Genomic DNA, 20471 nt, shown 5'->3' with positions numbered 1-20471 from the left:
TCTTACTCCTTCCTTCCAAAATCATTTTCTAAAATCATACGGTAAAAATTGACAAACCAAGTTGTCGCCGTATATGAATCATCGTTGTGTCGACCTGACGTTCCCTTACTGAGAATCTTAGCCCCTGAGTAATAGAGGGACTTGGTAATATCCTCATAGGCCGTCGGATCCATATCCTCGTCTTTCATGTAAGAAAGACCAAAGGTCGTGTTTGAAAAATCTGCTTTTTCAAACTTATTCCAGAACTTCTGATTAAGGGCCTCAACACCCTCATTATCCAAGCGTCCTGTCTGCAAATGCAAGACATCAATTCCTGTCGGGAAAACCTCTGGTGCCAAGAGTCTGGCACGATTACCGATAGTACCAACATTGGCTAGGGGTTTAGACATGATGATGGCATGAGGTTCAAAGTCCGCACCATAGTACATAGATGGGAAGGTTCCCATGGACATCCCAGAGAGAATGAGTTGACTATTGTCAAAACCTAGATAGTCCAAGTAATGTTGGATGGTATCCTTGATACTATTTTCAAGCTCTTCAGTTCCCATGTAGAAGGCCCCCCCTTGGAGACGAGGGTCTGAAAAGAGCAAGAATGGTGTTCCCATCCCTTTCATCATTCCGAAACCTTCGAAACCTTCGGCAGGACGGAAACCTGAGAAGTAAACAGACAAAGGTGGCTTGAAATCCCCAGGATAAAAGAAATAGTTGATTTCCTGACGCTTGCTGTCGTGGAGAATACCACCACCAAGTACAAATTTACCGAATTGGAAACGGGTCAAACGTTGGTGGAGACCACCAATTGTAATCTGACCTTTGCCCTTCATTTCAAGACTAGCAGCCAAGAGGAAGGTCATGTCCTCATCAAGGACAATGGCTCCCTTTCGCATTTCTTCTTCTGAAACGATATAGGTCTTAAAAATACCTGCGACCGAACCTTCTGGCAAAAGATTGAGAATCAAACGACACTCGCAAGTCTCCTCTTTTTCAAATTCCAACCAAAGCTCGATAGGATTTTCCTTGCTGGCTCTGACATTATAGGTCCAGTCTAAGACAGGACTAAAATCTTGACCATAATCACCTTTTAAAATGACATTTTCATGACCGTGGTAGGTCACCTCACCAGTAAAATTTGGGTTAACCTGGGTAGTGAAAGGAGACATCTTATCCCCGTATTGGCCTGAAAAGAGTGCTTTTGAAAGGGTAAACAGCAACTGTCCTTGATTTGAAAAATCAGTCGGCACAGCACAAACTTCCTTCAGAAATTGAAGGAGGCTCTCATCTGTCACTTCAATCGTTTGATCAAAGAAAATAGTGTGAGGAATCAAATGCTCTTTAATAGCCATCAATTCCTCAAGACCTGCAAGACTGTCCACAATGACAGCTGTGAAAGTCTTGATTTCGTCTTCTTCGATGGTTTCTTGCAAGGTCTCAAGCTGACCAAGATTGCAATAATACCATTTCATATTTTCAGGAATTTCCTGAATTTCTGACCAGTTGGATGGTCCAACTTGTAGTATTTTCAGGCGATTATCCTTGGTCATTCTGCTCCTCCTTCAACCAATTTTCCCATTTTTGTACCAAACGGTCTCCTGTGTTTTCCTTAATTTTCTCAATTGAGTAGATAAGGGAACGGTTCCAGTTGTTCAACTGTCCCAAATAGTAGTAAGCCCCTTTTTCAAAATCGGACAAGTGCTTCAAGATATAACCATTTTCTTGGTGGGTCACATACTCAGATGCCACACGGTTAATTTGTGGAATACCAGCACTAATTCCAGCAATCTGTGTATAACGATTAGGTTCCTTGCTCAAGTCGACAATGAGTCGTGTAAATTGAAGGGCCTTGATAAGGGCAGTCTCGTCACGCAGGTCTTGGAAAGAAAATCGGCTGACGATTTCATTATTTTCTTCCAATTTATTTTCTGCACCACTACTTTCGACAACCTCTTCAAAGGCATCTGGACTCAATCGTTCTTCAATCATTTTTTCCACTTGATTTTGCAGGCTACCAAGTTGCTCTGGATTGGCATTAAATGCTCCAAATTCAACCTGTGTCTTAGGATACTTAGCCACAAAAGCCAAGACCTGATAAATAGCCTCTAAATCCAACTGGTCAAAGTCAACCTGATAAAAAATCTTAGACTCTTTGACACGTTGACTGGTTCCCAAAGCCAAACGGGTATCGAAGGAAGCCATGTGTTTGAGTTTCTTAGCCTCTTCTGGATAGGCAACCTGAAGCTGCTCCAAGTAATCGTAACGGTCAGCAATCAACAAGTCCACTTGCGGCAGAAAGCCTGCATAGGTGTCAATACTATCGTCCTGATTACGTTCTGCGAACCAAGTCAAAATCTTAGTGTTGTCTGCTGGCAAATGTTCAAAGAGGTGCTTGTTATGGCGTAAATCTGAGGCAATAACAAAACGGTCCTCTGCTTCTACCTTTTCGTCCAAGAATTTAGTCAAAAATTCCCAGATAACTTCTGAAAGATCACTGTAGTAACTCTTATTAAAACGACCTTCCGTACGAGGGTTGGCTACAATCCCACGACCATCAAAGAAATGACAGAGTTGCCAGACTCCCTTGGCATTAAGATAGTTTCGATAGCTTGGTTGTCCACCTTCATAATAAAGACTACTTGAGATAAAACCGCGGTCATCGTAGATGTCTTCGCGAATGATTTGCTCATCCTTATAGTAGCGAATCATGCCAATAAAGCCTTCTGAGCCAAACTCAATCTCGGCATAACGCTTGTGTTGGCATTGCACCACGATAGCAAATGGTGTGTGAACAAAGGTAGCCCCTTCTGGCCATTCCAAATCTGTCACCTGAAGATTTTTCATATCTTCATCAGTGATACCCTGAATCAAGTCAAAAATAGCTGTATAGCCAACTTCCAAGACATCATGACGATGCAAGAAATAACGCAAATGTGGTTGGTAGGCCAAGAGCAAAAGCTGAGGGGCTAAGTCCTCATCCTGAAAGATACGAACTTGGTGCAAGCTGTCATCAAATTCAATTTTTTGGCGGATACGGTACCAAGGATCAATGACCGTCTTCCAAAATTCATCCGTCTGTCCATACCAAGCTGGAATAAAATAATACATGAGTTCTCCTTCATTGTCTTTTCATCACAATACTTGAGATTGAGGGGCAGACCGATCACGCATCACCAGCCTGCCTCTCAACCCCACAAGGGGTGAGAGTTTATACATTTTCAAAAAGTGGGGTGTAGGAAGTGTTAAGCTTCAAGGCTTTCATTTCCTCGTTAACATTGTAAATCATACCGCTAAAAATCAAGAATGTCCCAGGAATCATACTCAGTTGTAGGTAATCTGGATTGACCAAGATAATCAGCATTGGAGCACCTGCCATAAAGAGCATATAAAGGGCACCGATAAAACCAAGTCTAAGCACCAAATGGTTGATATAGGCACTAGTTTCTTGGCCTGGATAAACACCGTAGATATACTCACCTGACTTGCGCATTCGCTCAGAGATTTGCTCACCAGAGACATTAACGAAGGCAAAGGCTAGCCCTAAAACGAAGAGCATGATCAGATAAACAACCAACCAAAGAGGTTGACCGACCGTCAAGGCCTTGATGGCACCACTGGTCCACTTGTTTTCAGGATGGATAAATTGAATCAGCATAAAAACATACTGCGGAATACTAACCAGCGACATGGCATACATGAAAGGCATCCCTCCGGCTGGATTCAACATAATATCCAAGTAAGAATACTGTTTAAAGCGGTTATGAATATTGATTTTATTGATTGAGATACGGTATCTAGCCCTCTGCACAACCCCTGAAATATAGAGGAAGACCAAACTGAATAGAATCAGAGGAAGCAAGACATCCCAACCGATACCTAACTTTTCAATACTATCCATGATTTGATAGGGCAGATTGGCCATCATACTTGCCATCAAGATAACAATGGAGCCTCCAATCCCAAAGAGAGAGTTGAGGTCTGATAGCCAAACCAAGAAGAAGGTCCCAGCAATTAATAAAATGGTATTCATGAAAATAGCGAGACTAGCATTCACCCCTGAAACGATAGGTAAATTCAAGGACACTGCCAAAGATTGAACAATGGCAATCCCTAGGGCCAAATACATGCGTCTACGGTCCTGAATCTCAATGGGAAGATTTTTCAAGCCCATTTTCTTAGAGAAAGAAAACATCTGCCAGAGAATCATGGCCGACATCCAGGGCGACAAGCCCACTGAAAATAGAGACATGGACCTGAGGTTTCCCCCCATCATGGCACTAGAGAAAGCCAAGGAACCTATGGCTCCCCCAAAGATATTTACATTTTTCAAATCCACAAACGGTAGAACCAATTGATTTCCCAAACAATAAATAAAGAGGAAAAAGAGGGTCCATAAGACACGTTTGGTGATTATCGATTGACTAATTTTTTTCACTATTACTCCTATTTCCTGCCCATAGACAGGCTGATGTTATTTCGATTGAAACGAGACAGAGACACCATTTCAGCCTACTTATCCAAGCAAAGGATTACAGGCTCTTCTTACGCATTTGGCGAATGGTCTCAGCCATCTCTTTCCAACGATCTCTTGAGTAGGTTTGTTGGTTATGCTTGGTTGACTTAAGGTCCTCGAACCCTAAAATCGGTTTGTTTTCAAACCTAAAGGCATCAAGAATTTCCACTACTTTTCTTCCTGGATTGATATCTAGAAGCAAGTCACTGGTACGCAACAATTCCAAATCTAGCCCATTTAAGCCCGCAATGGCTGAGTAAACCGTCACATTTGGATAGGTAATCAATTGAGCCAGTTTATCTGTCACATGCTGTCGAGAGGCAATTTTAAACTGTACCTTAGGAAGAGCCGAGATAAGATCCGTCAAATGAGGGATTTCTGAAATGTTGGTGTAAACCAAACAAGTAAACGGACGGCCCTTAGGATAAATCATGTTCTCTGAAAGTGGCAATAAAGTGGCATTTTCAGCAACCTCTGACCAATCCATTTGAGCATAGAACCACCAGACCTCGCGATAAGCTTGGCAAGCCAATGGTAACCAAGGCTTACGGTGTGAGGCATAATGCACAACCTTAGGATAGTCTTGACCATTTGGCAGATGGAAACCAGCTAAACTAGACTTGGTAACCGCATAGTTGTTGTCAAAAGACAAGGGCAACCAGTTGTTACGGAAGACCATGTTTAGAATGGACTGCTCCGCAAATGGGACCTTATCATGCCATTCGCTAGTCATGTCAATAAAGTGACGTCTCATGTTGTACTGCTTCCAATAAGCCGTATCAATCACCATGAATCCTGCATCAAACATCGCCTGGCGGTCCTGAACCTGAATAGCATAATCACGCACGGCAGCCAAAGGACGTCCTTGCAAATCAAGGGTAAAGAGGTCCTCTAGAGAACCTGTAACCACCATGTCACTATCCAAATAGAGGGCCCGTTCCTCAGACACAAAGTCCGCCACAAAATAGCGAAGATAGCTTGCATAGTTGCTATTAGTCTTGTATTGCTTGATATGACTACTATCCACACGACAGTTAATCACTTCACTACCAAAGGCAGCCAGATGACGGTTTAGTCCTCTAAACCACTCTTGAGAGAAATCATCGTTAATCAAGTAAAAACGAATATTGCGATGATGGAAAACGATGGATTTGATGGTCGTAAGCACTTGGTCAACATAAGTATAGTTAGCCGCAAGAACAATAGCACGCTTTTTAGTCTCATAACGTTGAGGAGCTAAACTCAAGACCTGGAATTTCTCCTGAATGGAGCGGTAGGCATCAGAATCCGTGAGACCTTGCTCCTCCACATTTTTCAAGCAAGCCTCTAACATCTGACGGTAGGTAACCATGTATTTCTCCAAAGGGAAACCATGACTAGCAACAATAGCCAAGCGTTCTTCCATGGCATAAACCAAGGTCATCATCCAGTCTTGCATCCAAGTCGCTGATGGCATCTCTGGACTCTCACGATATACATAAAGTCCCTTGTTGAGATAAACCGTACGCTCACTCATGAGATAGGCTTTAAGGTTGAAAAAGCCATCCTCTCCTGCATGCTCTTTTGGAAAAAGCAAGTCATTAAACAAAGAACGTTTGTAGAGTTTGCCTGTCGCAGAAATCAGAGCGATGTTAATGTTATTGGTTTCTTCAAAGAGACCATCAATAATCTGAGCCGGTGAATAAACCTGCTCATAATAATCTTCATCCTTGATATAAAAATAAAAGAGATCTTCCGATTCCTTATAGACACTGTAATTGGCCACTGCGATATCCGCCTTGTGGGCCTGCAGAGTCTTATAAAGTTCCTCCAGATAAGTAGACTCTACCCAATCCTCAGCATCCACGTAGGTGACGTAAGCTCCCTTAGCCTGACGAATACCAATATGGCGAGCATCTGAAAGCCCTCCATTATCCTTTTTAAAATAGAGGATACGAGAATCCCTAGCAGCATAACTACGGCAAATGGCATCACTATTATCTATTGAGCCATAATTGATGAGAATAATTTCAAGATTTTGATAGGTCTGCCCCAAAACACTGTCTAAACAGGTCTGGAGTTGATTTTCTACATTGTAAACGGGAATAATTACGGAAATTTTTTCTGTCATTTTTTATTTCTTATTTTTTTCTAGCTAGTATAATTTTTTCTTTTCCTGTCTCAAACCGACATAAGCTTTCCAGAAACAGTCTAAGAGTTTAATAACAACTTTTAGGTCGCAAGAGATAGGGACCTGATACACACTCTATACACTTTTTCCTTGCTTTTATCGAGACTTAACCATATTAAATTATACCATAGTATCACTTAATTTTCTAATAGATTAGCTTTTTTATGAGAGGTTTTTTTCAAACTAATTTCCTTTTATTTTCAGAAAAAACTGACAGTTAAAAAGCTAATAAAGAGGGGATAGAAAAAGAGATAGCCCTGACGAGGAACTATCTCTTAGAATGCTTAAAGGTTTTGAGCGAGGTCTCTTAAGCTCTCAACTCTTCCTACCCCTTATCCACAATTTTAATGCGACTACTACCATCGTGTGACTTGATGATGGCTAGTTGCTGAGCGATGCCCTCTTTCATGTCGTCCACGTGGCTGATGACTCCGACCATTCGGTTTTCACCGATTTGTTCTAGGACAGAGATAGCCTTGGTGAGGGCTTCTTTATCTAGCGAACCGAAACCTTCGTCGATGAAGAGGGCTTCAACGACAGCACCCTTGCTGGTATTTTGCACAACTTCTGAGAGGGATAGGGCAATGGCCAGTGCGGCGATAAAGGTTTCACCACCAGACAAGGATTTAACGGAGCGTTCACTACCTGTCCACTGGTCATAGATGTTGATATCCAAGCCAAAGTGATCACGCGCCCTGCGTCCTTCCTCGCTCAAGACAAAGGAATAGCGATTATCCGTTAAGAGACCGATGTAGTTGGCATTGGCATAGTCCAAGATTTGTTGGAAATACTGACGGATAACGTAGACCTCAAGATTGAGACGACCAGTCAGAGCAGTATTTTCTCCCTTAACCACCTTAACCAAATCACTGAGTTCTTGATGGGCCTTAAAAGCCTCTTGATTACTGTCTTGAAGGTTTTTTGCCGCTTGGTAAGTAGCCGTCGCATCCTTAAGGCCCTTCTCCATGACAGAAAACTGAGCTAATTGCATATCGTAACTTTCCTGACTGGTTTGAACCTCTTGGGTTAAAGCAGCCAAATCTGGTTTCTCTTGATTTTGGAGAAGCTCTTTGCCCTTACTAATCTGGGTCTGCAATTCTTGTTTAAGGGTTTGGTAACTTGTCAATTGAGCCTGAAGCTTAGGAATAGCTTGCTTGTTCACTTCAAGCAGCCAAAGCTGGATTTGTTCTAGGTCATTGGTGAGAGCTCCCTCAGCCTTAAGACTTTGGGCTAATTCAGCTGATAAACGCTTCGTTTCTTGGCTGGTCTTTTCTTTAGACTTGGTCAAACTCTCAAGTTGCCCCTTTATGCCTTGAATATCGGCATGAAGTTGGTTGTAGACTTCACTATTTTCCTTAATCTGCTTATTGTAGAGGTCCAACTCCTGCTTCGCAAGTGAAATCCGTTCCTGATAAACCTCTACAGACTCCAACTCTGGATGAGCTTCCTGCAGGTCTTTTAGGCGCTCTTCAGCTTGGTCGAGAGCTGCCTTGGCCTCTTGATAGCTCTTAGCCAAATCTGTCGCTTTTTCCTGAGCTCGTCCTAACTCATCTTGATAATGGACACGGTCTGCCTCTTCCTTCTCATAGCGTTTTTGGAGTTCTTGATAATGCTTCTCAACAGCACTCAACAAGGCATGTCCACGGACAGCTTCATAGTCCTCTGAAAACTCAAAATCAAACTGTCCCTTAATTTGCTCTTCGAGTTCTTGATAGTGTTTTTCAAGAGTCAGCTTAACTTTAGCCACTTGGTCAAGCAAATCTTGACGTTTAGACTCAACTTCGCTCAATCTAGCCTGACGGTTTGACAAGGTAGCGACTTGCTTTTCTTTTTGAGCTTGAAGTTCCTCCACCCGATTCATGAGATCCTTCAAGGCCGCTTCATCAGCCTGTGTCCCATCGACATTAGGATGATCCAAGGAACCACAAACCATACAGGGCTGTCCATCTTCTAACTCTGCCTGCAACTGGGCAATCATGAGTTGACGACGTGAAGCCAAAGTCGTTCTTAACTTCTCTTCCAATTCATTTAAGATTTCTTGAGCTTGGTCACTATCCAAAGATAAGGTTTGATGACGTTTTTCCGTCTTTGCCAACTCCTGATTCAAGCCCTCTATTTCTTTCAGGTCCTGAGCCAGTTGCTTATCCACACTGTAGCTCACAGACTGGAGGAGTTTTTCAGCCTCATGTAAACTCTCTAAACTAAGACGATTAGCTTCCAAATCTGACAAGGACTGGGAAAGGAGCTCAATCTCTTTCGAAGCCTGCTGATAAGTTTCTTCCAAATGCTTATATTTAGCACTTGACCGTTTGATTTTTTCCTGCTCTTGGGCAAGACTCTGGGCATAGATAATAGCCTCTTTCCATGCTTCCAGTTTCTCTTCTTTTTGAAGAAAATCCTCAGATTGGGTTGTAAACGCCTCTTTTTGAGCCTTGACTTCCTCAAAAGCCTGCTCCTTAGCCTTTAATTTCTCCTGAGCAATCTCAAGGTCCTGTTCTAATTGCAACAACTGCTTCTGATACTGCTTCAAGCTACTAATAGTTTCTTGCAGACCTTGGGCAAACTGCAATTCCTCCAGATGCGCTTTCGCCTCTGCCTGTTCCTGAGCACCTTCCTCAATTTCCAGACGGTAACGCTCCTTGGCTTGCTCCAATTCTTGAAAAATCTTTGCCACATCTTGAGCACTCTGCAAGCTCTTCTGCAGTTTAACCAAATCCTCATGGGCATCCTTCAAGATGCTTTTTTGCTCCGTAAGACTTTCTTGACGCTGAGACAAAAGCTCTTCAAGGCGTGCCAATTTTTCAGAGGCTGGCGTTTGGGCCAAGACGGCTAATTCCTCCTCAGACCACACCTGACTAGCAAAATGGCCATCTAGCTGAGCTTGACGCTTATCCATATCCTTATTGCTCTGACGAAGACGCTCTTCCAAGCTCTTTTGAAAACGGTCAAAAATACCCGTTCCAAAGATTTTCTTTAAAATCTGAGTCTTGGTCTTGGAATCTTCTTTCAAGAAACGGCTAAAATCATTTTGCGGAAGGAGAATAATCTGTTTGAACTGCTCAGCATTGAGCCCCAAAATCTGCTCAATCTGGTCACTCACTTCCTTGATCTTATCCCCAAGCTTTTCAATTTCCTGACCACCAATCTTATCCACAATGACTAGAGAAGCCGTTGCCTTTTGCATGGTCGTGCCACCACCTCGCTTGGCTCTCTCCTGCTGGAGCACTCGCTCAATGCGATAAAGATGCTTGCCTTGTTGGAAATAAAAGGTTACCTTGGTCAAGTCATCCTCTGGACCAGCGAAGGTTGACCGCATCTCCTCAACATTGCGGTCGCCACTGGTTGTGGCAAACAAGGCAACCGTCATGGCATCAAAGAGGGTACTCTTACCAGCCCCCGTGTCCCCACCAATCAAAAAGAGGGGAGCGTGGTCAAACTGGGTGAAATTGATGACTTCCTTACGATAAGGTCCAAAATTGGTCAATTCTAACTGAACTGGTCTCATTGTCCACTCCTTCCAATCTCCTCAAAAATACTTTCCACAAGAGCAGTTTGTCTCTCAGACAAGACATCGCCCCCAGTCACTGTCTGGTAAAAATCAGAGACAATTTCCTGAGGCGACTGCATTTCCACATCTTTTAAGTGCTGATCTACAGTCAAGCTTTCTTCCCTGACATCACCCAAACGACTGAAAGTGATTTCTACAATGTCTGTCCCATAAATCTCTTCCAGACGGGCACGCACATTGATTCCCTCTAATTCCTTACGACTGGACAATTGAATATCAAAGGCAAACCAAGCCTTTTGACAAGGCTGCTCCTTATAAAATTCAGGTAACATCAAGGTTTCAAAAGGCTCCTGCAAGGCCACAATCGGCCGTCTGACCTCTAAAGGATGGAAGGTCTGAGACAAGTCTCCAGTTGCATCCAATTCAAGAATATAGACACCCTTTTCTTCCTTACGCTTGGCTTCTTTGACGTTAAAGGCGACCGGACTGCCTGAATATTGCACGCGCTGGCTCGGACTGGCAAAACGCGTATGGATATGCCCTAAGGCCACATAATCGAAAGCCTTGAAAAGGTCACTGGTCACATTGGTAAGACCACCTACCGTATTGCTGGTTTCAGACAACATCAATTCCCGTAGACTTTGACCATCGCTATCATCCTTCTTAGAAACTGCAAAATGCGTCACCAAAATATGGGCCTTGTCAGGATCAAAAGCTTTTTCCATATCCTCGAGAATATAGGCCAAGGCATCACCAATCCCCTGAATTTCCTTATTCTCATCGTCCTTATAATAAATACGGGCATCAATAGGATCGATAAAGGGAAGCAGGAAAATCTGGCAAGCCTCCAACTCAATAGGCTCAAAAGCCTCCTCCAAACGTGTGCTCAAATGAAAGCCCTGAGGTTGAAAGAAGTCACGCCCAAAATGCAAACGTTCCGCACCATCGTGGTTGCCACTGATAGCATAGACAGGAATCTGCTCCTCCAAGACCAAACGCGCTAAAGTCTTATTAAAAAGTTTAATGGCATCCACAGGCGGCACCGCACGGTCATAGAGGTCTCCCGCAATGATGACCCCATCCACCTGTTCAGAAATAGCCAAATCCACTATCTGTTGAAAGGCCCACTCCTGCTCCTCCAACAAAGACCAGCCATTGAGGGTTCGCCCCACATGCCAATCTGACGTATGTAAAAACTTCATGACAGTCTCCTCATTCGTTTTGTCTTACTCTATTGTACCTTATCAAGCTAAATACTGCTTAAAAGATTCACAAACCTTGGGAGATTCCGTGAATTTTATCCACAAACCAAAAAATCTCTCCGAGCAATTCACTCGAGAGAGATTTTATTTTTGGAATTTATGAGAGATAAGGTGTGGAATTCTTAGTCTTGGTTTTTACGACGATTCATAGCCGCAAGTCCTGACATAAGTCCCATAACAACAACACCCATTGCTGCGAGGTTGTTATCTGACTCGCCTGTTACTGGCAATTGTTCATCGCCTTCTTTAGCTTTATCAGAGCCATCTGCCTTCTTACCATCTTTGTTTCCAGATTTCTTCTTATCTGAACCTTTACCATCTGATGCTCCATCAGCAGCTGAACCAGATCCAGAACCTTTAGATCCTTTAGAACCGTTTGAAGTTGCTTTGACAGCCTTAGATGTTGAACTTCCAGATTGACCACCGTTACCGTTTGATGGTGTTGAGCCATCTTCGACTTTACGGTAGATGTAAGTTACGACTGTTTGACCTTCTGTCATCTTATCTGTAGATTTACCTTCTTGACGGATCAATTCATATTTCACACCGTTACGGTAGATGTAACGGTCACCATGAACATTAACTTCTGAACCAACAGAGTTAGTGATCACAAGTGGCATCTTGATTTGGTTACCATACTCGTCACGGTAGATAACAACGATAGTACCAACTTCTTTGTTAACTGTCGGTTTAGCAGGTTCTGCATTAACCACCTTGTAAACAACTTTTGTATCTTCACCAGAGTTGCTTGGTGTCACACCAGTCTTATCAGCCTTGTAACCTTTCACTTCAGGAACAAGAGTCATAGCAGCCTTAGTTGGATCGTTAGGATCATTTGTGTAAGTAACTGCTTCAACACCTGGGATTGGATTCCCTTTTTCGTCAACGGCAATAATCTTACCAAATTTAGTGTAAGTAACAGTTTCAACCTTGCTGTCCATAGTGACATCTTGAGAAGCCACACGGCCTTTATCGGCGAAGTAACCGTTAACCATTGGTGTAATCACGAGATCAAACTTAGTCTTATCTGCCTTCCATTCACCTGCAGTAAGAATATCACCTGTTACAGAGTCAAGCGTCAATGAACGTTTCCATTGTGCTTTTTGAACACTGTCTGCTGGCAATTTAGCATTGCTATCTTTGCTTGCATAGTGAACAGTGTATGTCACATCTTTAAGGTAAGCATCCTTAGCTGGCCATTTTGGACCGTTTGGTTGGTTAGGATAGATTGGTGTTCCTGGTTCGTGAGCATTGTCTGGATTAAAGTCAAGTGCTACACGTTTGAAGCTTACTGTCCAAGCTTGGTCAACTGTGCTATCCAAGTCAAAGCTTGCACCAGCTGGGTAACCATCTGTTACGAGGACATAACCAAGGCCTTGATAGTGTTTGATACGTTCAGCTGTTGAATAGTTAACCGCTTCACCAGACTTACCAGCCAAGGCAACTGTTTCAAGGGTTGAACCACTTGTTTCATCACGGTAAACAACACTTGCTTTTTGATCATTCTTAACGTAAACAACCTTAGTATTGCTAGACAAGTCACCTGGTGTTGCAGGTACTACCTTAGCAGTGTAACCTGGGATAGTTGGCAAGTTCTTGTCAACTGCAATCATCTTAGTTGGATCGTTAGGATCATTGATGTAGGCAGTATCTGACACACCTGGAATTGGGTTCCCATTTTCATCGACAATGACAAATTTACCAAAGGCCTTATAAGTTACGGTATCAGTTGCTTCTGGAGCATCTGGAGTTACTGTCTTACCACCTGCTACCGCTTTATCTGCAAAGTAACCATTAACAACAGGAACCTTAACTGTACCGTAAGTGTGGCTAGTTTCATTCCAAGTCACCTTACCAGTCGCTTGGTTATCCTTACCTGCAAAGGTATAGTCAGATCTCACATCTGCAGCTGGAGTTTTATCGCCAGCACCTTGGAATGTAACTGTTTGTTTCGTCGCCTTAGTTACATCGTTAACGATTGCTACGTAAACGACACGAGTATCTTCACCCGGATTTGAAGGTGACGCAGGGATAACCTTAACTGTGTAGCCAGGAATACTTGGAAGCGTCTTGTCGATGGCAATCATCTTAGTCGCATCATTAGGATCGTTAGTGTAGGCAGTTGTTGATACACCTGGAATTGGATTTCCATTTTCATCCACAGCGATAAATTTACCAAAGGCTTTGTATGTCACTGTGTCTGTCGCATTTGGTGCATCTGGAGTAACTGTCTTGCCACCTGCTACGGCTTTATCGGCATAGTAACCAGTAACAACTGGAGTTTTGACTGTTCCATAAGTGTGAGTCGTTTCAGTCCAAGTTGTCGTATTAGTTGTAGGATCTTCTTTACCGTTGAAGCTAAAGTCATTTTGAGTGTTAGCAGCTGGTGTCTTCGTATCAGCACCAGTGTAAGTCACTGTTTGACTTGTTGCTTTTGTGACATCTTTAGTGTCTTTTTCAACGATAATGTGGTAACGGTAACCTGGAGCTAGGTATTGACCACCACCATTAGCATCAATTGAAGCATCCAATCCTTGTGAACCGTTAGCAAATTGCACAAGGTCAACGACACGGCTTTGGTTACGGTCCCAAGCACGTTCTGAGCGGATTGTTGCAATACCGTTATTATAGTCGTATTGACGTTCTGACTTCAAAACATCTACATAAGCATTAGCTTTAGATTTGTCAGCAGAGGCATATTTGATGCGGTATCCTGCTGGTACTGGTGGAAGTTCTGTTACACCAGCATCGTAGATTTTATTGTAAGTCTTACCGTTTGCTGTGATTGTTTCAGTTGAGTTATTGATACGGTAGGTTGAAGATCCAGGAATCTTGTTTCCTGCTTCATCCACGTAGTCAATAATACCAAGGTTGGCATAGTTTACGACAACCATGTAGTTACCATTTGTAATGTAGTCATAAGGTCTCATAACCCCACGATTATCACGACCAACTCTAAGATTGTTGATGTAATCAATGTTAACAAAGTATTGCTGACGTTCTGGCAAATAAGCAAGTTTGTAGCCTAGGTTTGTCAAGTCAGGGTTTGTTGAGCTTGCTCCAGCATTTGTCAAAACAGCAACTGCATCAGCTGTACGAAGGCTACGGTTTGATACCGCAAGTCCCATAGCGTTGATGAGATTTTCAGAGTTAAGGCTTGCTTCAGCAGCATTCAATTCACTGCTTGTCACGGCCAACTCACTAGTCGCTACTTTAAGGACGCTATTTACAGCATTGGTTGTAGACTCTGCGCTGGCAGTTTCTGCTGCAGTCGCAACTGAAGCGGCTGCACTTGTTTGTGCTGGTACTTGACCAGCAACAGGAGCTTCGGCTACTGCTGTTGAGCTAAGAGCTTGTGCACTAGTCGCTACAGATGAAGCAGTCGCTGCTGAAGATTCAGAGCTCGCTTGCGATGCAGCCTGAGAAGCTGCTTCTGAACTAGCTGCTGTTTGACTAGTTGTTGAAGTTGCCTGGCTTTCTTGAGCTGCTGATTGTGGCTGTTCACTAGCCAAGGCCACAGTAGAGACTGAGCTTGGTGCGTTTTCTGTTGTTGCTGGCGCTACTGATGCTGTTGTTGGCGTTGATTGCTCCACGACTACATCTGGCTCAGCAGTTGTTTCCATACCTGCGGTAGTTGGTGCTACCGTTTCATCAGCTTGGGCACCCTGTGCATTTGAGAAGATTGAAACTCCCAAAAGGACAGAGGCTACACCAAAGCTGTATTTTCTTAATGAAAAACGTTGGCGTTTATTAAACATATCTCTCATAATAATAAATTTCCTCAATATCCAAATTACTTTATATACAGTTTCCATTTTATACTATAATTATTAAATTGTCAAATATATACTAATAATTGTGTAAAAGTTTAACTTTTATTAGAAAATATTAATTTAAAACTTTTATCTAAGTCCTTTGAAACTTCAAAACATTCGTGCTTTTATTTACCACAACCCTCTGTTTTGTTAGTTCTATAATTTTCAAAATACTTTCATATCAAACCATTTTTCATTAAAAACGTCCATCACCCTAACCTTAGTTTTTAGTTTTGGTGATATTTATTAAAATACAAAATACTCTCCCTTCAAAAGAAAAATTTTTTAACGACTCAACTCACAATTCTCTTAACCCCTTGCCAATACTGACATAGAGACTCCTTATTACTCCTTTTTCGAACAAACTCAAAAATCCCTTTGGCAGTTACCAAAAGGGATTCTTTCATCTATTATTTGAAAATAGAACTTGTGAAACTATCTGTCTCTTGTAGGAGTTTCTTATAGACAGCTTCTTTGAGTTTTGTCGTATGGCTTGTTGATACAGATTTATTACCGTTATTATCTGTTTTAAGACTTGCAGCATCTTTGGCTACTGCCGCTTTAAACATGGCTAACAAATCATCGTAAGAACTTACAGATGTGCCATCAATAGCAACTGTCGTCAAACCATGGGACGCTTTTTCTTTCACTTCTTTGAAGTAAGCCTTCTTAAAGTCTTCTAGGGTGTTGAACTGGCCATCAGAAATCTTGTTAATGATAAAGTCATCACCAAGGGTGTTCTTGCCAGCTGCTTTGGCTTCTTGTTTATACTTGTTGGTCGCATAACCTAGGAAGCCTTTTTCATAGCCGTAGTAACCCCAGAGTCTGAAAGTATTATGCTTGAAGGACATAGCACCTGGAGAGCCCTCACTGGTATTACCACCATAAATGGCAGACATCATAGGCACATTGACATAGGCAGAAGAGAAATCCTCAGGTTTATAAACACCATTTCCAGGTCCACGATTGGTCATGAAGTTATTATCCACAAGGTCATCAATAGAGGTCAAGTTAATAGCTTTTTCACTATCACTTAGAGCACGCACCTTGTCGTATTGGTTTTTACTGTTACCACGTAACTGTTTATCTACCTTCTTGAACCATGCGTTATTGAGCTCTTGCTTGCCTTGACTGAGGACCGCTTCTCCTTCAAGGGAGTCAAGAAGCATAAGGGTATCGTTGTAGCCCTTCATGTAACGGTCGATGGCTTCACGCGACTTCAACTTGTTTGGATTAGTGTTGTACCACTGATTACCGTCGTTTTCTCTTTCAAAGGCCATGTTAAGTCCCAAGGCCCCGTATTCACCTTGATGGCCCTGAGTAGCTGGTGATTGCAACATCCCTTGGGCATAAGCTTCAACGTCTGTTCCTTCACGACGACCAAAGCCTCCAAAGTAGGCAATACGGTCATTGATATGAGTTGTTTCATGAGTGAAGGCCGAAGCACCGTACTCGCTAATCATGTTAGACATGACAAAAGTAACTTTGGCACGATTATCGTATGGATTGTCGTAGATGGCAGCATAGGCACCGGCCATGGCTCCGTTATCACCATAGTACTCACCGACTGGTCCATAGATTTCACGGATCGGCGCATAGACTTCTGTACTGTTCTTGAATTGGCCGTAGCGCTCTGGCCAACCTGGCCAACCATGGCCCCAGACGTAGAAACCTTCCCAGACTGGATTGACAATGTCTTTGAACAATTTGTTTTTGACATTATCCGCAGCCAATCTTTGCCAGAAATCAAGATAGTTGATTTGACGTTGAGCGGCTAGATCAATCTCAGGTTTCAACTTCTCTAAGGTTGTATTGTACTTGTTAGCCGTACCATAAGACATGGTGTCATAGGTAGAAATCAAGAACATCTCTGTCTTATCAAGGTTCAACAATGGCAAAATCATCTTGCGGTGGAGACCACGACTAAGGTTATCATAAACACGATACTTGTGCTCACCGACACCTTCATTTTGAGAGGCCTTCTCAACAACGTAGACCTTATCCTTAGCAGCATCGATGAACCAATCATTCATATTGTCGATAGTGGTAAAGAGTTTTCGGTTGTAATTAAGGAAGTCGGTCAGATCACTAGAAAGGGTACTTTTGGCGAGAACTTCACCAAAAGCATCGTATGTTCTTGAACCACTGATATTATTTTCCTTAGAGCCAATCTCAATCAAACGGTCAAGGACATCCACATTTTTACCATAGAAATCTGGTTTGAAGAGCATGATTTCCTTGATATTAACATCATCAAACTTCACACCATAGTAGCGATTCAAGTAAGTCAAACCTAACAAGAGGGCCGCTTTATTTTTCTCAACCTTGTCAAGAATCATTTGTTGGGTAGCTGGTGATTGGTTAAGCTGGTGGTCTTCATTTTGAACCAGCTTAGTCACCAGGTTAGTTAAATTAGCCTTAACAGCTTCAAAACTTTCTTCCAAGAAGAGGTTCTTGATAGCATTGACCTTGTTTGGACCGGTACGACCAAGTTTTTGGTAAATCGGATCAGACTGCAACTCAATCGGTTTAAGGATATCCACAATACCATTGATGAGACTTGAGTGGTCTTTTTGAACGACATTTGGAGTGTACGCGATACCCAAATCAGAGACAGTGTACTCTTTAACATTGCTCAAACCTTCTGAACTCTCTGAAAGCTTGAAGTAGTCTTTGCTTCCATCAGCATAGTGAACAATAATCTTGTTAGCATCGCTTAGGTCTGTGACAAAGTTACTGTCTTTCATTGGTGTCACTGAGAGCACCTCTTTGGTATTCAAGTTGTGGTCTTTGGCCAGTTTGTTTGCTTGGTAGACAATATAATCCTTGTTATAGAATGGCTGGAATTTCTCAATATTCTTGTAAGCCTGCTTGTATTCTGGCTTATAGTCTTGAATATTGGCAAAATCAGCTTGACTAGAAACATTGTTAAGAGTATTCAATGCGTAAGGCTCGCTAACAAATGTATCAGCTGTGATGTTGTAACCTTCAACACGCTTGTCAGCTTCTTCCTTGGTCAAATGTTTGAGCTTATTCGGACTCTTAGTATCTTTACCAGTACCATCTTCGGCCGAGCTGTAACCAACAACACCAAAGAGATCTTTGATGTATGGACCACCGTCTTCATCATTGACATCGTTAGAAGCAAAAATTTCTTGGCCCTTGATAACCTTGGCATAGGTCACATTATTTTGAACAGCGCCGTAAGGCCATGTCTTAGCGACAATACCACCGACATTTCGTGTATTTTTAACATCAAGAACACCTTTAGCTACTGAATTGGTTACCTTGGCCTTCGTTCCTGATTTCCAACTGTTGAGCATGTAAGTGACAAATGGCACCAGCATACTTGCGTTGGCATTTTGAGCTGTAATGGTCGCATCGATATAGGCTCTGTTGACGAATCCCATGTAGTTTGAACCAGCAATCCCACCAACTGTCGAGTTATTACCGACAGAGTTGATTTTACCGAGAAAGGCAACATTTTCAATCTTGCCATCTTCATCAATTTTATTGACAATACCTGCAACGTCTTTGTTACCAGTCACTGAACCAGCCACCTTAACATCTTCAATCAGACCTTTATTTTTAAGGTTAAATCCAACCGTCGCGATTTGATTTTGACCAGAGCGATTGATGTCTACATTTTCAAAGTTGATATTCTTGATCGTTCCGCCATTGACGACATTAAACAATGGATGCTCTAAATCATAGATGGCATAGCGTTTGTCACCATCACTGAGCAACTTACCAGTAAATTCGGTCGTAATGTATGATTTACCGTTTGGAACGACGTGACGAGCACTCATACTTTGTCCCAGCCTAAATTCACCTGAAGGATTCGCCTGAATGGCATTGACCAACTCAGCAAAATCGTAGTAAACATTGGCTTGACTAGCCTGAGGTTTCTCAATGTAATAGCTATAGGTTTGAGCAAAATGGTTTTGGGCATCACGTTGAACCAAATTGTCCGCTGCTGCAGTTACCTTATAAACCGCCTTGCCATCAACCGTTGTTTCTTCGATGGCTTTTACTGCCAAGTAAGTGGTCTTCTGATCCGCAGAAGTCATCTTCAAGTAGTAATTCGTGAGATCCTGAGGTACAGCTGCCAAACGAGTCTCATCCACTTCTGTTTGATTGTCATACTTAATCAAATCTGTACGTGAAAAATCTTTAAGCTCAACCTTCTTGAGATCCAGTTGGAGAGTTTGGTCTGCCAAAACCTGATTCTCCTCACCATTGCCACGATCATAGGTCATGGTTGTTGTGAGGGTATATGGCTTGTAATAGTCTAAGTTTGTTAGGTCAACAGTCAAGGTCGTGCTAGGAATATCAAGCGTTTGGACAATCTGTCCGTTTTGCTTGAGGACTGCTTTAATAGTCGTGATAGCTGCTGCACCTGGATTCGTCAAGGTGTAGCTAAGTTTAGCACTACGACCCAAATCATCCTTGTCAATCTGTGTTAGCGTAAGAACTGGTTTTTCAGACACCTTGGTCCCTTTGTGAACGATACGATCTTGAACAGGAACTAGCACGGTTTCAGTGACAGTTGGTGCCTCAGACGTCTTATTCCCTTTATAGGTCTTATAGACTTTGGTGATTTTGTTTTGACCTTTTTGACCTTCTTGGACAACCTTTAGAGTGCCCTTTTCAAGACTATCATCTTCTTGGACAATCTCTTTAAATGGAAGCTCTACAATAGACTCTTCCGTCGTTGTTCCATCTAGAGGCTTGCTGCCACGACGAAGCTTTCTAGGTTGTGGCACCTCAATAACCTTACCTGACACAATAGTTGGCTCACCGACCTTGACACCATCAATGGTTTGGTAAATTTTCTGGATTTCTTGGCTACCTTTTTGACCTTCTTGCTCGACAACCTCTTCATCCACATACTTGCTATCATCAGTGATAACTTCGATAGGATAATCGATGGCTTGCGTTTCAGTCTCTGTGACACTTCCAACAACTGGAGTGTGGACAGGATTCTCGGGTTGGACAGCCGCCTCACCTTCGTGACCTGATTCTTGTGTACCCTTGGCTTCCAGTTTGCCTGTGTACTCTGGATTTGTAGGTTGAACAAGGGCTTCACCTTCATGACCGGATTCTTGTGTACCCTTGGCTTCCAGTTTGCCTGTATAGTCTGGATTAGCAGGTTGAACAGCTGCTTCGCCTTCATGGCCAACTTCTTGGGTACCATTGGCACTGATTGGAC

At 42.6% G+C, this 20471-nt stretch carries 8 protein-coding genes; all 8 read right to left on the bottom strand.

Annotation, left to right across the window (positions count from 1 at the left end; all coding sequences use genetic code 11):
* Nucleotides 1-2: 2 nt before the first annotated feature.
* Nucleotides 3-1541, bottom strand: coding sequence for an accessory Sec system protein Asp2 (gene asp2, locus HMPREF2867_RS08555; RefSeq protein ID WP_070577085.1), 1539 nt, complete (start codon nt 1539-1541; stop codon nt 3-5).
* The gene (gene asp1 / locus HMPREF2867_RS08550) at nt 1528-3099 is read right to left on the bottom strand and encodes an accessory Sec system protein Asp1 (protein ID WP_070577084.1); all 1572 of its coding nucleotides are present in this window, start codon (nt 3097-3099) and stop codon (nt 1528-1530) included. The genes asp2 and asp1 overlap by 14 nt, the downstream gene beginning before the upstream one ends.
* A 100-nt stretch (nt 3100-3199) precedes the next feature.
* The gene (gene secY2, locus HMPREF2867_RS08545; protein WP_070577082.1) at nt 3200-4426 is read right to left on the bottom strand and encodes an accessory Sec system protein translocase subunit SecY2; all 1227 of its coding nucleotides are present in this window, start codon (nt 4424-4426) and stop codon (nt 3200-3202) included.
* 94 nt (nt 4427-4520) lie between these two features.
* Nucleotides 4521-6614, bottom strand: a complete 2094-nt coding sequence (locus HMPREF2867_RS08540; protein WP_070577080.1) for a glycosyltransferase — start codon at nt 6612-6614, stop codon at nt 4521-4523.
* Between the two features lie 385 nt (nt 6615-6999).
* Nucleotides 7000-10179, bottom strand: a complete 3180-nt coding sequence (locus HMPREF2867_RS08535) for an SbcC/MukB-like Walker B domain-containing protein (protein ID WP_070577078.1) — start codon at nt 10177-10179, stop codon at nt 7000-7002.
* Nucleotides 10176-11384: a metallophosphoesterase family protein gene (locus tag HMPREF2867_RS08530; RefSeq protein WP_070577076.1), complete on the bottom strand. Its 1209-nt coding sequence runs from the start codon at nt 11382-11384 to the stop codon at nt 10176-10178. Before HMPREF2867_RS08530 ends, HMPREF2867_RS08535 begins: the two co-directional genes overlap by 4 nt.
* A 182-nt stretch (nt 11385-11566) precedes the next feature.
* Nucleotides 11567-15211, bottom strand: coding sequence for a mucin-binding protein (locus tag HMPREF2867_RS08525; RefSeq protein ID WP_070577073.1), 3645 nt, complete (start codon nt 15209-15211; stop codon nt 11567-11569).
* Nucleotides 15212-15669: 458 nt separating this feature from the next.
* On the bottom strand, nt 15670-20471 hold a 4802-nt coding region (locus HMPREF2867_RS08520), incomplete at its 5' end, for a ZmpA/ZmpB/ZmpC family metallo-endopeptidase (RefSeq protein WP_083306766.1).

The sequence above is a fragment of the Streptococcus sp. HMSC064H09 genome, from assembly GCF_001812625.1.
GTDB lineage: Bacteria > Bacillota > Bacilli > Lactobacillales > Streptococcaceae > Streptococcus.
This window is presented reverse-complemented; position numbering and strand designations above follow the sequence as displayed.

Coding starts and splice junctions, on each gene's coding strand:
- HMPREF2867_RS08535 (WP_070577078.1), bottom strand. CDS start 10,179: ATGAGACCAGTTCAGTTAGAATTGACCAATTTTGGACCTTATCGTAAG.
- HMPREF2867_RS08525 (WP_070577073.1), bottom strand. CDS start 15,211: ATGAGAGATATGTTTAATAAACGCCAACGTTTTTCATTAAGAAAATAC.
- asp1 (WP_070577084.1), bottom strand. CDS start 3,099: ATGTATTATTTTATTCCAGCTTGGTATGGACAGACGGATGAATTTTGG.
- asp2 (WP_070577085.1), bottom strand. CDS start 1,541: ATGACCAAGGATAATCGCCTGAAAATACTACAAGTTGGACCATCCAAC.
- HMPREF2867_RS08530 (WP_070577076.1), bottom strand. CDS start 11,384: ATGAAGTTTTTACATACGTCAGATTGGCATGTGGGGCGAACCCTCAAT.
- HMPREF2867_RS08540 (WP_070577080.1), bottom strand. CDS start 6,614: ATGACAGAAAAAATTTCCGTAATTATTCCCGTTTACAATGTAGAAAAT.